This is a genomic window from Paenibacillus plantarum (genome assembly GCF_013141695.1).
GTDB lineage: Bacteria > Bacillota > Bacilli > Paenibacillales > NBRC-103111 > Paenibacillus_E > Paenibacillus_E plantarum.
This window is the reverse complement of sequence record NZ_WHNY01000060.1, coordinates 247,974-261,353: the sequence shown is the minus strand read 5'-3', so window position 1 is coordinate 261,353 and position 13,380 is coordinate 247,974. Positions and strand designations below refer to the sequence as shown.

Below are 13,380 nucleotides of genomic sequence, written 5' to 3'. Positions count from 1 at the left end.
CGTTTACCAAAGCCTGGCTTCGCTCGTTTTTCTTGCTATGGCGTTGGCCACTATGAGTAACACGAAACTAATTACCGAATTAAACAACCCTACCGCTGCGCTATAACTGTAACCAGCTTCCAGTATTCCTTTACGGAACACGTAAGTTTGAATGACATCGGCCGTTTCATAAGTCGCCGGGTTGTACATGAGCAAAATTTTGTCCATCCCAACCGACATGAAATGACCAATTTGCAAGATGAGCAAAATAATCACGGTCGACATCATGCCAGGAATCGTAATATGCAACGTTTGCTTCCAGCGGTTGGCTCCATCGATTTTTGAGGCTTCGTATAAGGAAGGGTCGATATTGCTGATCGCTGCCAGAAAAATAATCGAGCTCCAGCCGACGTTTTGCCAAATATCCGAAGAGATATACAGCGTACGGAACCATTCCGGCTGCCGCATAAAAGGAATCGGTTCAATGCCAAAAACAGACGTCAGCAAATTGTTAATCAAACCGTTTCGTTCCAAAAAATCAACCATGAAGCCGACGATAACGACAAGTGAAATAAAATGCGGCATGTACGTAATCGTCTGGATGGCCCGTTTAAAAGCACGGCTCCTGATCTCATTCAACAAAAGCGCTAAAACGATGCCTGCTGGAAAAGCCATAATAAGGCTATACACGCTTAACAGTATCGTATTTCGCAACAGTCGCCAAAAATAAAAACTGTCGAAAAACTCTTTAAAATGATTGAACCCGATCCATTGGCTCTCCGTTAAACCTTTCATTGGCGAGTAGTCTTTAAAGGCGATCTGCAAGCCGTACATAGGAGCATAATGAAAGACAAGGTAATAAAGGACTACAGGAAGAAGCATAAGGTAAATCGTTTTGTTCTTTCTGAAGTCGCTCACCGCGCGTTTGCCAAAGCTTGGACGGTCCATTGCCGGCAAACCGGACGTCCTGGCTGCTGATTTTATTTGCGTGTTTGCCATAATGAGCCCCCTTCCATTCATGTTCTAAAATATCGGCACCGGGAACTTTTCTTGTTCCCGGTGCCGCCTTCGAAGCCTGCTATCTTGCTTTGTAACGATCAAGGGCGGCTTGCTGTATCTTAACCGCTTCGTCGATCCCGAACTTTTTCAAGGTATCAACAAACTTGTCGAAGTTATCGAGTGGCTCATTCCCCATAATGAATTTCAAGCCCATTTCCCCGGCGTACGTGTTCACGTCGTTCATAATGGACGAAAACCGCTTGTTTTCTTCTGCCGTCAACGTCAGTGGCGGCATCAAAATCGCGTTCTCTGCTTTGCTCCACGTATTAAGGGCATTTTTCTGCTGGTCCAAATTGTAATATTGTTCGACATAACGCTTATCCTGTACGAACGGGCCGTTATAGTTGGCGCGCATCCATTGCGCCATCGACCGAACCATGGATAAACCGTTCGTATTTTCTGTAATGAGCTTCGTGTAGGTCGGATAACCGTTCACCATGTCGTACGTTTTTCCTTCGACCCCGAAATTGTACAGAAGATGACCTTCCTCACTGTATGCGTAATCTAGCCATTTAACGATTTGTTCCGGGTCTTTCGCTTTGCCCGAAATCGCCGCGCCAAGACCTTTGTACGGCTTATCCATTTGCCCCAGAACCGGAGTCGCGCCATTCTTCAATGTCGGATGAGCAGCGGCGACCAAATTAAAGCTCGGATTTTTGTCCTTCATGAGCCCCAAGTAGTTTCCGAGGTTGCCGCCGCTAAGACCGTAAAACGTCCCCAGCTTATTTCCCGTCACTTTCGCGTCCATAAGTTTGGCGTCCGTAGCAGCAAAATCCGGATCGATCAAGCCTTCTTTATACCATTTGCGCATCGTCGTCAAAAATTGTTTGAATTCCGGCTGAATTTCTCCATATTTCACCTTGCCGTCCACCTGATAAAACTGAGCGCCAATTCCCCACGCTCCGATCAAAGAGTTACGAGTGACATCGCGAACCTCATTGTATTTGAGTAAAAACGGAATCTCGTCTTTTTGACCGTTGCCGTTCGGATCTTGATCTCGGAAGGCCATCAGCACTTTCTCCCATTCATCGATTGTCGTCGGCGCGTCCATGTGGACTTTATCCAGCCAATCTTTCCGGAAAATCGGTCCGTAGAACACCATCAGCTTGCTGTCACCGCGAATGAACGGAAACGAATAAATACTGCCGGTATCGGTTTTGATCATTTTGGCGATATCCGGATGTTCCTGCAAATACTTTTTGAAGTTAGGGGCGTATTTATCGATCAAATCGTTCAATTTGAGAATGGTGCCGGTTTGAACGGCGTTCTCGGGGCCGCCGCTAACCTCCGTCCAGGTATATTCAATGACATCGGGTAAATTCTTGGAGGCCAGCATCAAGTTGAATTGCTCCAATGCCTGAGTAGAGTCCGCGCTCGGATGCTTGAATTCTACCTTCGTGCCTGTAAGCTCTTGCAGCTTCTTGTACATGCCTATATCGTTGTAGTTTTTCAATGTTGCCGCAACGTTTCCGTCCAAAGGAGCCCAATAAGACATTTGTGCCGGGTAACCGACATCGCTTTTGCTTCCTCCCGTTGCACTTTGCTTGTTACCGCTTCCATCTGTGTTCGAGCTATCCTTCGGCTCAGCGGTGTTATTGTTGCCAGAGCATCCCGCCATCAAAGAGCTGACTGTCAATGCCATCAGCAGCATTGCAGTCCATTTCTTTTTACTTGTATTGTTCTGCATATCTGATCCTCCCTTTTCATATTCCAAAAGATGTATGACCGGTTACGGCCTGTTTCCAACATAGCAAGCAAGCCTTTGAGAAGAAAGAATGCGCTTTCGAGATAGGCTATCTGTTTTATAGATTGGCTGTTATCAAATTTTTGGGTCGGTTATCCGGATTCGTGATTCATCGCTGACCGATACTGTCCAGGGGTGATTCCTTCAGCTTTTTTGAACACGCGGGTCAACCCGATGTTGCTGGAATACCCGACTTGCTGGGCAATTTCCGAGACAGTCAGCGTCGACTCCGCCAACAAGCGTTTGCAAGCATTAAGGCGCATTTCCGTCATCTCATCGCTGACGTTCCGCCCACTGTAATTTTTGTAAAAAGCGGAAAGATACGAGGCGTTCATGCCGAAATGATCGGCCATCATGGTAAGACTCAACATACTGTCGTGAAAATGTTCCTGCATGTAGTCCGTCATTTTTCTGTGTAATTGTTCGCCATGATCAGTTCGCTCCTCTTGGACTACCTCGCAAAGCTGCTTGTACAACCGTTTGATTTGGTCAACCATTTGTTCTGCGGTAGCGCATTTGGAAATAATCCGGACCGGATCACTCTCATCGTTGAAAACCAGGTTGTGTTCAATATTTAAAGATCCTAATAATTTAAGCACTGAACTAAACATGTCGAAAAACAAACATTTCCCCATCTCCGGTGTGATGCCGCCAGATTGGAAATTCACTTCATAAATACGGTTTAGTATTTTCTCGACATTGACGAAGTCACCGCTGCGGGCCACATTCATGAGCTGTACTTCCATTTCCATCGGATAATAGTACGTCGACTGGCCGAATTTCTGCACATCTTCATAGTACAGCACCGTATTTTGACCTTTGATCATTTTGTAGGCCATCGCAAAGACGGCTTCATTGTAGCACTCCTGTATACGTTCAATCCCCTCGTGAACATCGCTGACGCTTATGCTGAGTTTGGTTTTGAACCGCTTGTCCATCATATCCTTCAAGTTATCTACGAACGCTTCCATACGCGTATCGCACCCATCGCCGGTCGGCAAGTTCACAAGAATCGCTATTCGGTCGCGTTCCATTTCAATTAGATAGCTTTTATGTTCAAGCAGTTCAACGCTCACATTGGACAAAATAAAACGCATGAGCGCCCATTCACGTTCGGTATTTTGCTGGGAAAATTCGCTGAAATCGTCAATATCGAGCAATAAAACAGCAAACAGACCGGATTCGAAATGAACGTTCATAAAATCAAGATCCTGTTCTGTAAGCGCCGCCGCATCGACATGACCGCGGATGAGACGGGAAAGGAATTCCGTGCGGACAACAAGCGCATGGCGGGACAACGTCGTTTCCAAATCCTTCTCCTTCTCGAACAACGTGTGAACCTTCTCTTTGATGAGTTCAAATTCATTTTTCGGAAAGGCTGCGGTCGAATTCGTTCCCCCACCGCGAACTACAGCGTGAACAAGATCCCGGATCGGTCTGTAGTGACGGTAGGCCATGTAGTAGCACACGACTCCGCCTGCTGCGAGACAGATCATCACAACCGTGATCGCCCACATTTTTATTGCATTGACCTGCGATAACACAATAGCTTTATGAACGACGGAAACATACGTCCATCCGTTTTGGCTGGAGGTTGTATACGCGACCATCATGTCTGATGCCAGCCCTTGCCCTTGTCCCTTTACCTGGCCTGTTCCGGCATATTCCAGCGATCCCTTACCTGACAACCCGCCGTCCAATTTCTTCAAATATGAAATAATCTCACCGTTTTCCTGGTCATTCTCGGCTGTACTCATCAAAACCGTTCCGTCGGCGTCAAGAATGAACACCGTTTCATCCCCTATGCCTTGTATGTTGGCTAACATTTCTGTAATCTGTTTTTCATTAATGAGAATAACGAAAGCTCCGGCAACGTGTTCCTTTTCGCCAATCGGAAGCGATTGCACGTAAGTGATCATTCTGATGCTATTTCCCTGACCATCCGTCATTTCCTCGGACGGATTAAAAAAGCGGGAATGGTATGGAAGCAATATTTGCTTCTTATACTGATCATAGGTTAGGTTTTGATAGTTATAAATGCCTTGATAGAGTGTATGTGAATCCGTTTTCATTTTAGGAGAAAGAACAATGTCTGAATTGTTGAAGTAGACGTACGAATCCGCAATGAAACTGTTGACCTTACTGTAGCGTGACATGTCACCCATAAAATCGATAAAGGAAGTTAGGTTCTGTTCGGCATCTCCGTCCCCTCTTTGATCGAGCATTCTGAGAAGCTTCGGATGAAACGCTATCTGTTGCGTCAACTGATCGATTTCTTTCATCCGGCTGTCAATCGTCCGCTTCACTTGTTCCAGCATGGCAGTATTGGAGCTGTTGGCATTCTCAATCATGATCGCTTCAATCCGGGTATAAAAAAACCCTCCCAATGTAACGGGAAGCAGCAAAATGATCATATAAGAAATGATGAGCGTAAGAAACACGCTTTTTCGCCGATCAGCCGCAAGCTGTTTCCATCCTTTCAGCCGTCCTTGCATATAATTCGCCCCCCAATTTGAATAGTTGCACCGTTGATCGTTGTAAAAAAGGAAAAAACGGTTGGAGATGGTTTTCCGCCATTCCGCCCGTTTACCAACAAACCTACCTACCAAACAAACAAATCATTTCCCTTTAATTTGAAAATAGCTTCCATAAAATAGTAATCCCCATAGATGATTGCCGTATGTCGTTCCGGATGGTGATACGCAGCCGAACCATTCATCAATATACAATCGGAGTCTGTTGTCCAGTCGCAACGCGATTGATCTAATGTTTTCAACAGCTTCAATGCGGCTTTCATATACACATCTTTTTCGTGCTCACCAACGACCTTCGCAATTTCAATGAGCCCGCATGCTGCAATTGCTGCTGCCGTGGAGTCCTCGTACTCAGGTTCTTTCGGTTGTCTGAAATCAATTGGAATGATGCCGTTGTCCGGAATATTGGCCATAAAATAATGCGCAACACGCTTTGCCGTATGCAAATATTCTTCCTTCTGCGTATGCAGATAGCTCGAGATAAAGCCATACATAGCCCATGTCTGTCCTCGCGTCCAAGAGGAACCTACTTCGTAGCCTTGGCCTCCGTAAGTTGCTGCCACACCGCCATGAAACGGATCAAACTCAACAATGTGATTAACGGAACCGTCTGGTCTGATAAATGCGGTCATCGCTGTATCGGCATGCTTCATGGCAATTTGTTTGAACCGCGGATCTCTGCTTTCTTCGCTTGCCCAATACAAAAGCGGGAGATTCATCAGACAATCTACGATGGCCCAGCCCCTTGTATCTCCGCCTTCGTTGTCGTTCCATGCCCGGATAAAACCGCCAGCTAAATTAAAGCGCCCGGCAAGCAAGTTCGCAGCATGCATGGCTCTCTTATGTGATTCCGGTTGTCTCGTTACTTTAAAATTCGCTACACTGGTTGGCAGCCACATAAATCCAACATCATGATGCAGCCCGTAATATTGACGGAAGCATTCATCCAACGCATCTTCCGAGATATTGGCAATTTCCTTATAAGTTTCATTACCCGTTTCATGATACATGAGCCACATCATGCCGCCCCAAAACCCATTGGTCCACCAATTGATCCCGTCTGTGATCGAACCCCTAGGATTCTCTTCAATACGGTTGTCATGTGTGCCATTAATGGTTGTATAGGGAATCTTATTTCTCGATTTATCGCTAACCCAGTCCATTTTCGTTGTAATTTTATCAATGACACTCTCTAACCATAGTTGATCGCTTGCCTTCAGCATACGTCTCCCAACTCTCTTCGTTTTTCTTTCAGTTTATTACGTATTCCATGCAATTTCTTTGCGATTATTGGGAGATATATTGCGATTATTGTATCGCGGCATTATTATTGTAATTGTAAACAACAGAATGCGGTAATTCCCGGAAAGGAACACGTTGATGACGGATTCAAAGTATTATGAAATGTTAGAAGAAGATTTAATGACGTATCATTCCAATTCTACTTTCGTTCCCATTAATGACTTTCACTTTCATGAAAATTACGAAATATTTTTATTTTTGAATGGTGATATTCAATTATTTATCGATCAATTCTGCTATCCGCTGCAAAAAGGCAGTCTCGTTGTTATTAACAATCACGAGATCCATAAAATTCGCAATCTCTCGTCGCAGCCCTACGAGCGAATTACACTTCATTTTAAACCGCAAATTGTTCTGCCCTTTTGCTCATCCGAAACGAATTTGCTTTCCTGCTTTCAAAATCGCAAACCTGGCCTTAACAATATTGTCCAGCTTAGCGAGATGCAAATCGAAGCCTATCGATCCCTTGTGTCGAAATTAAGTGAAGTCCTGGGTCAAACTAAATATGGAAGTGATGTTCTTTCTTACGCCTATTTGATGCAAATTCTTGTTTTTACCAATGAGGTTTTCCGAGAAACGAATGTGCATATCCCAAGTATCACGTCGTCATTGATTCAATCTGTGATGAACTACATCGACACGAATCTGCTTAAGGAATTAACCTTAGATCACATAGCCAAAGAGTTATCCGTGGACAAGTTCCATCTAAGTCGTACGTTCAAGCATCAAACTGGCGGAACCGTTTATCGTTATATTTTATTAAAACGAGTGGCTCAGGCTAAACAGTTATTATCCACGGGACATTCTGTCTCTGACGCCTGCCATTTGTCAGGCTTTAATGACTATGCCAATTTTATTCGTACGTTTAAAAATATTACCAACACTTCTCCCGGCCAATACGGGAAATCGACCTAACTCATTCCATTGGAGCGGAACAGCACCAGTATGATGAAGAATAGCAGAAAAAGGACCGGAGGGCAGCTCAATCGCCACCTACGGTCCTTCTCTATCGGCCTACTCGCGCCGATCCCTACCTTTTTTACAACGTCTCTACTTCGGCGATCTCGATGTATTCCATACTTTTCATCTCATCATATACTTCAGAAGCATATTTCCGATCCACATAAACGATGAAGTTTAGCTCCTGCAGTTCTTGGTTCAATTCTTTAATATGAACGCTTTTCATTTTGTACCCTTTGGCAATAATCGCTTTGATAATCGTCGTTAAGTTTCCATCATGTGAAACAAGCAGACGCACACGCAGATCTTTCATGATCAGCGGTCTTGGCCCCATTTTTTTAATAAAATAAGGCAACACGATTACGCTGACGAGAATGAGCATGAGTCCGAAAAAGGCTTCAACATAGAATCCAGCTCCAACAGCAATTCCAAGGCCCGCAGCTCCCCAAATCATAGCAGCCGTTGTCAAACCAATAATGACATCATTGTGCTTGCGAAGAATAACACCTGCGCCAAGAAAACCGATTCCGCTCACCACTTGCGCCGCCAGCCTCATGGGATCCATGACATGTAGTCCGGCTACGGCATATTTATTGGCCGATTCGATAGACACGATTGTTAATAAGCAGCTGCTTAAGCAAATGACAAGCGACGTCTTCAGTCCCAGCGGTTTATTCCTAATTTCCCGTTCCAATCCAATAATTAATCCAAAAATTGCGGAAATCCCAAGTTTCATTAAAATATCCAAATCTACAGTAAATTCCATCATCGTTGACTCCCCTAGTTAAGTAACCTTTACAATATCTTAACAAAGAGGCGATGTAAATAACCATTTGTCAAATGGGAATATGTTTATGCCGAAAACCAAAAAGCCTGAGAAGAGTTAGGCAACTCCCCCAGGCTTAGTTAGTTAGATTCGGAAGCGATATCCTGCTCCCCATATGGTTTCAATATATTGTGGATTGGAAGGATCCTGCTCCACTTTCTCTCGCAGCTTTCGGATATGTACCGTCACAGTGGCAATCTCCCCCATGGCATCCATGCCCCACAACAGGTCAAACAATTGCTCCTTACTGTATACCCGATTGGGATTCATGGCAAGATGAGTCAGCAGATCGAATTCTTTGGTCGTGAACATGACTTCCCGATCATTCACGAACACGCGCCGCGCAGTTTTATCAATCATCAGTCCGCGAATGCGAACCTCATCATTCTTCGACTCACGACGTCCCATTAACCGTTCGTACCGGGCCAAATGAGCCTTAACCCTAGCCACCAGCTCACTTGGGCTAAACGGTTTGATCATGTAATCATCGGCTCCAAGGCCGAGTCCGCGTATCTTGTCGATGTCTTCCTTTTTAGCTGAAACCATGACGATTGGAATGTCCTTCACACTCCGAATACGTCGGCAAATTTCAAAGCCATCCATTATCGGAAGCATAAGATCAAGTATCACGAGATCATAGTCGATCGACAGAGCCCGCTCAAGTCCGCGTTCACCACTCGTTTCAAGATCAACCTCGTACCCGTTAATTTCCAAATAATCACGTTCTAGCTCGGCAATGCTTTGTTCATCTTCTACGATCAAAATCCGACTCATGCTTCGCTTCCCTTCCCCTGATGGAGTGGTAAGGCCATAAACACGGTAGTGCCCAGCCCTAACACGCTTGTCGCACCAATTCGCCCACTATGCTCTTCAATGATTTGCTTCGCAATTGCCAGTCCTAGCCCGCTGCCTCCTGTTGCCGTATTGCGTGAAGGATCTGCGCGGTAGAAACGATCAAAAATATGCGGAAGCGCCTCCTCCGAGATGCCCTGACCATTATCCTTGATTTGAATAACGGCGAATTCGTCCTGTCGCAACACGCTTAACGTTATCTGACAGTTGCCTTCTTCACTGTATTTAACTGCATTCTCTATTATGTTTAGAAGCACGCGTCTAAGCTTGTCGCGATCTGCTGTAACCAGAATCGGCTCTTGTGGCAGATCGGCAAGTGTAAACTGGACTCCTTTTTTCTCCATATCAAATTGCAATTCCTGCGCACAATCCTGCACGTAGTTTCCTAGATCGACGGTCTCGAATTGAAATGGCACTTTCCCCAGATCCAACTTGGAAAATAGAAATAGCTCATCAATCAGCCGATCCATATCCGCCGCTTTGTTATAAATGGTTCGTATATATTTATCCAGCTTATCCGGCGAATTCGAAACACCATCCATGATGCCTTCGACATAGCCTTTGATCGCAGTGACTGGTGTTTTCAAATCATGGGAAATATTCGAGATGAGCTCTTTGCGATTCTCCTCATATTGAAGCTGCAGCTCCACGGATTTCTTGAGCTTACGCCGCATTTCTTCAAATGCCACACTGAGCTCGCCAAGTTCATCATTTCCGTGCGGAACAATCTGAAAGTCTAGATTTCCCTCTTTAATCTCTTCTGCTGCACGTTTAAGTGCTCGCAAGGGCCGAATAATGCTGCGCGATACGAAATAAGTCAGCACGCCGTTGGTAGCGATAAGGATGAACAAGAATGTCAAAGCTACAGATTTGGAGAACTGGTGCAAATACTTCTGAAATGGGCCTCCGTCCAAGAATATAAAAACGGTTCCTTTACTTTTATCAGCAAATAAGAAATCCTGTTGTCTAGTTATCCACAGAGAACCTTGATTGCGCTGGAATTTCCCTGAAGACGTACCGAATGCTGGTAGCTTTGCGGTATCCCCTGCTTCCCCTTGCTTAAGATAAGGAGAGCTATAGGTGATCGCTTGATCCTTACGGATAATCAGACCCATGTTAATTTTATGGAATCGCTCCTCCAATTCCTTCACAAATTCCTCTTTCAGAAAGGCATCCGGATCGGTATCTGTCTTCGCTTTCATATAGGCGACATTCTCCAGTTCCTGATCGACGACTCGCTTAATCGGATTGCCGTGGGAAAAGTCCACTTGGAAGCCGGATTTCAAGCTCCCGAAGGTGGCGATGCTGATCAGAATGACGGCTAGCCCAAAGAGCACAAGCGGTACAAGCAGCATGGCAATATAGGATAGGACTAGCCGTATGCGAATCGACATCGGGTTCAGAGCTCCTTTTTATCAAACAAATAATAACCTGCTGTAAAAAATAGTATACTGCACGCTGCCAAAAACATAAAGATCGAGAAGATCTTACTCGTCACCATCGAACCGCCAACCCATAGCATATGCCAATCCATGTACGCCGTTGGTGAGTAAGTTGCGAGTTGTGGGAGGAAGAACGCCGCTACTTTGAATGCCAAGTATAGAAGGATACTGACCGTCAGCGCCGAGCTGCTGCTCGCAAAAAATTGTGCCAGACATACCGCGGCGATACTCAATGCGAGCAGGGGTACGAAAGCAGCGCCGTAGGCGAGCAACCAATTGCCGAGTGTTCCGATCCCACCGAAATGCTGAAATAAGAAAGCGGAGAGCATCGATGCAACGAGCGCCACGACTAAATAGAGGGCAATATAGATAGCCAGCGCTAGCTGTTTGGATGCGAATACTTTAAAACGGGAGAGTGGTCGGGTCAGGATGTTTTTCATCGTGCGATCCCCCATCTCACCAGAGAACACATCCGCAGCCCCCATGAACACGAACAGAGGCAAGAAAATCGTCGTAAACAAGCCCAACATAACTATGGGAAAATCCTTCGCCGCGATCGCGCCAATGCCGATACCATTCTGGAACCTCGACAGCAGAATACCTGCTAGAATGGGCAGTAGCAAGGTGACCGCTAGGAAGAAGATGGTTTTCTTTTTGTAGGCTAGTTTCAGCGTCTCATTCCAGACATTTGCTGTCAAAATACTAGGCATTAGCGGCAAGCCCCCTGACTTCTTGAATTTCCCGTAGATAAGCGGCTTCCAAGGATGGGCTGCCTTTGGTCAAATCGGAGACAAGTCCCTCACGGACGAGCTTCCCTTGATGGATAATGCCAATGCGATTGCACATCAGCTCCATTTCGTGGATGAGGTGGGAAGAGATTAAGAACGTGATCCGCTCTTCTCGTGCTAACCGCAGGATGATTTCTCGAATATGAACCATGCCCTCAATGTCGAGACCGTTCGTTGGTTCATCGAGAATGAGAAGTTCTGGCTTTGAGAGCATCGCGGCCGCTAATCCGAGCCTTTGCTTCATGCCCAGTGAGTAACCTGCTACCTTTTCGTGCTGAAAAGGGGTTAAGTCCACGATCTCCAGCACTTCGTCTATTCGCTGCTTGCTCACACCTGGATACAACCGCGCTGCTTGCTCCAGATTTCTTCTGCCGCTCATGTAGGTGTAGGCTTCTGCCGTTTCGATCAACACGCCGACCTTCGCCATCGCTTGCTCATACTGCGTTTTCACATCGTATCCGAACAGCTTCACCTGACCTTGCTGCGCCTGAGATAGGCCTGTCATGATCTTCATGACGGTTGTTTTCCCCGCTCCGTTTGGCCCAAAAAAACCATAGATATCACCACGCTGCACCGTCATATTGACTTGATGGATACCGCGGAGGTTCCTGAATATTTTCGTTACATTGTTTAGTTCAACGACGTGTTTCATGCCGTTCCGCCTCTCAAAAGGGAATGAGGAGGTCAACCGAGGTTGACGGCTCCTCTTTGGTGTTTCTTAGAGCTTAGTGCTTAGTTCTTTTCGCCCCATTTTTTGTGGCCTGACATGTCATCGAATTTCACGTTCTCCACTTGCTTGCCGTTCAAATCGATCGTATCCGGCGTTGTCGAGTTCAAGCTAGATAGTGTCATGTCAATGCGCAGCACAACATCATGCTCAGCACCTTGCTCATCTTTACCAGACAAATGAATTTGTGCAGATTGACTCGTTATGTGGTCATCCCCATCCACGCTCGCATTTACTTCGACTTCATCCATGGAAATATCGGAAGCAAGCTGCGGCAAGCTGTTGCGCAATGTGGCAAGGTCGATGCCCAGTGTGTTTGCTTTGGTTGGCATTGGCTCATCTTTGACCATCGTGCCATGTTTGATGACAAGTGAACCCACGGTATTCACAATCGGAGAAATCTGGCTGCCGGAAAGCTTGAAATGAATTTCCTTCCCGTTACCAGCTGCGTCATCCATCGTGACATAATTTTTCAAGTTGCCGACCAGGGCATCCACTACATTTTCCACTTCGCTGATGACTTCTGGGTCTGCGGTATGGTTGCCTTTGTTATGTCCTTTGAACTTCGCTGGCGCATTGTCACCTTCGATGACTTTGTATACATCAGAATCCGCTGTTTTGATAATCTGCTTGCCATCTTGGCTGTAGAATTGAATCGTTTGCTGCTCATTCGTGCCATTAAGCACATTCACTTGTGCACTTCCAACTTGATCGGCTCCGGCGGTTTTGATCGTTGACTTTACTTGGAGCAAGGAAGCTCCATTGTCCTGTAAAGACACGTTCACTTGGCGTGTTACGTTCTTAATCGTCGCTGTTTGTTTCACCGCTGTTTTGAACGCTTCATATCCGGGAGCTTCTCCCACACCTGCATATACGGAAGTCACTAGCATCATGCTGCCAACTGCTACACCTAAACCCAACATCGCTAACTTCTTATTCATCTCGTCCTGCCTCCGCGTAATCCATACGCTTTCTCTAATTTGGCCGCGCTACTTGCGCTTCCATATTGACTATCTTAGCCCTCAAGAGTTAATTGCCACTAAACCGCCTATTAACCTGGCCTAAAACAATTCTTAAATATTTCTAAACTGGCTAAAAATGAACTCAAATGAAAAAGAAGCTCCCCTCCTGAACTGCGATGGGTAGCTTCTTTTGAATCGTTGCTTA

At 45.7% G+C, this 13,380-nt stretch carries 11 protein-coding genes; 1 reads left to right on the top strand and 10 read right to left on the bottom strand.

The window, feature by feature from the left end:
• Positions 1–3: 3 nt before the first annotated feature.
• From GC096_RS19290 to GC096_RS19275, 4 genes are all read right to left on the bottom strand, one after another.
• Positions 4–927, bottom strand: a complete 924-nt coding sequence (locus tag GC096_RS19290; protein ID WP_171632681.1) for an ABC transporter permease — start codon at positions 925–927, stop codon at positions 4–6.
• Positions 928–1,057: 130 nt separating this feature from the next.
• Positions 1,058–2,725, bottom strand: a complete 1,668-nt coding sequence (locus GC096_RS19285) for an extracellular solute-binding protein (RefSeq protein WP_171632439.1) — start codon at positions 2,723–2,725, stop codon at positions 1,058–1,060.
• A gap of 149 nt (positions 2,726–2,874) precedes the next feature.
• Entirely contained in the window at positions 2,875–5,277 is a 2,403-nt protein-coding gene (locus GC096_RS19280; protein ID WP_171632437.1) for an AraC family transcriptional regulator, read from the bottom strand.
• Between the two features lie 107 nt (positions 5,278–5,384).
• Positions 5,385–6,539, bottom strand: a complete 1,155-nt coding sequence (locus tag GC096_RS19275) for a glycoside hydrolase family protein (RefSeq protein WP_171632435.1) — start codon at positions 6,537–6,539, stop codon at positions 5,385–5,387.
• A gap of 157 nt (positions 6,540–6,696) precedes the next feature.
• Here GC096_RS19275 and GC096_RS19270 point away from each other — a divergent pair, with 157 nt between their 5' ends.
• Positions 6,697–7,533 carry an AraC family transcriptional regulator gene (locus tag GC096_RS19270; protein WP_171632433.1) on the top strand — a complete coding sequence of 279 codons (837 nt, stop codon included), beginning with the start codon at positions 6,697–6,699 and terminating at the stop codon, positions 7,531–7,533.
• Positions 7,534–7,657: 124 nt separating this feature from the next.
• Here GC096_RS19270 and GC096_RS19265 read toward each other — a convergent pair whose 3' ends face one another.
• From GC096_RS19265 to GC096_RS19240, 6 genes are all read right to left on the bottom strand, one after another.
• On the bottom strand, positions 7,658–8,344 hold the full coding sequence (locus tag GC096_RS19265; RefSeq protein ID WP_171632680.1) for an MgtC/SapB family protein: 687 nt from the start codon (positions 8,342–8,344) through the stop codon (positions 7,658–7,660).
• 144 nt (positions 8,345–8,488) lie between these two features.
• Positions 8,489–9,178, bottom strand: coding sequence for a response regulator transcription factor (locus GC096_RS19260; protein WP_171632432.1), 690 nt, complete (start codon positions 9,176–9,178; stop codon positions 8,489–8,491).
• On the bottom strand, positions 9,175–10,650 hold the full coding sequence (locus GC096_RS19255) for a sensor histidine kinase (protein WP_171632431.1): 1,476 nt from the start codon (positions 10,648–10,650) through the stop codon (positions 9,175–9,177). The genes GC096_RS19260 and GC096_RS19255 overlap by 4 nt, the downstream gene beginning before the upstream one ends.
• Before the next feature lie 5 nt (positions 10,651–10,655).
• On the bottom strand, positions 10,656–11,408 hold the full coding sequence (locus GC096_RS19250) for a DUF2705 family protein (protein WP_171632430.1): 753 nt from the start codon (positions 11,406–11,408) through the stop codon (positions 10,656–10,658).
• On the bottom strand, positions 11,401–12,138 hold the full coding sequence (locus GC096_RS19245) for an ABC transporter ATP-binding protein (RefSeq protein WP_171632429.1): 738 nt from the start codon (positions 12,136–12,138) through the stop codon (positions 11,401–11,403). Before GC096_RS19245 ends, GC096_RS19250 begins: the two co-directional genes overlap by 8 nt.
• An 80-nt stretch (positions 12,139–12,218) precedes the next feature.
• Positions 12,219–13,154, bottom strand: coding sequence for a hypothetical protein (locus GC096_RS19240; RefSeq protein WP_171632428.1), 936 nt, complete (start codon positions 13,152–13,154; stop codon positions 12,219–12,221).
• Positions 13,155–13,380: the final 226 nt, after the last annotated feature.

Bases quoted from the DNA above. Each gene is read 5' to 3' on its own strand.
- GC096_RS19280 (WP_171632437.1), bottom strand. From the start codon at position 5,277: ATGCAAGGACGGCTGAAAGGATGGAAACAGCTTGCGGCTGATCGGCGA.
- GC096_RS19290 (WP_171632681.1), bottom strand. From the start codon at position 927: ATGGACCGTCCAAGCTTTGGCAAACGCGCGGTGAGCGACTTCAGAAAG.
- GC096_RS19285 (WP_171632439.1), bottom strand. From the start codon at position 2,725: ATGCAGAACAATACAAGTAAAAAGAAATGGACTGCAATGCTGCTGATG.
- GC096_RS19270 (WP_171632433.1), top strand. From the start codon at position 6,697: ATGACGGATTCAAAGTATTATGAAATGTTAGAAGAAGATTTAATGACG.
- GC096_RS19260 (WP_171632432.1), bottom strand. From the start codon at position 9,178: ATGAGTCGGATTTTGATCGTAGAAGATGAACAAAGCATTGCCGAGCTA.
- GC096_RS19250 (WP_171632430.1), bottom strand. From the start codon at position 11,408: ATGCCTAGTATTTTGACAGCAAATGTCTGGAATGAGACGCTGAAACTA.
- GC096_RS19265 (WP_171632680.1), bottom strand. From the start codon at position 8,344: ATGGAATTTACTGTAGATTTGGATATTTTAATGAAACTTGGGATTTCC.
- GC096_RS19275 (WP_171632435.1), bottom strand. From the start codon at position 6,539: ATGCTGAAGGCAAGCGATCAACTATGGTTAGAGAGTGTCATTGATAAA.
- GC096_RS19255 (WP_171632431.1), bottom strand. From the start codon at position 10,650: ATGTCGATTCGCATACGGCTAGTCCTATCCTATATTGCCATGCTGCTT.
- GC096_RS19245 (WP_171632429.1), bottom strand. From the start codon at position 12,138: ATGAAACACGTCGTTGAACTAAACAATGTAACGAAAATATTCAGGAAC.
- GC096_RS19240 (WP_171632428.1), bottom strand. From the start codon at position 13,154: ATGAATAAGAAGTTAGCGATGTTGGGTTTAGGTGTAGCAGTTGGCAGC.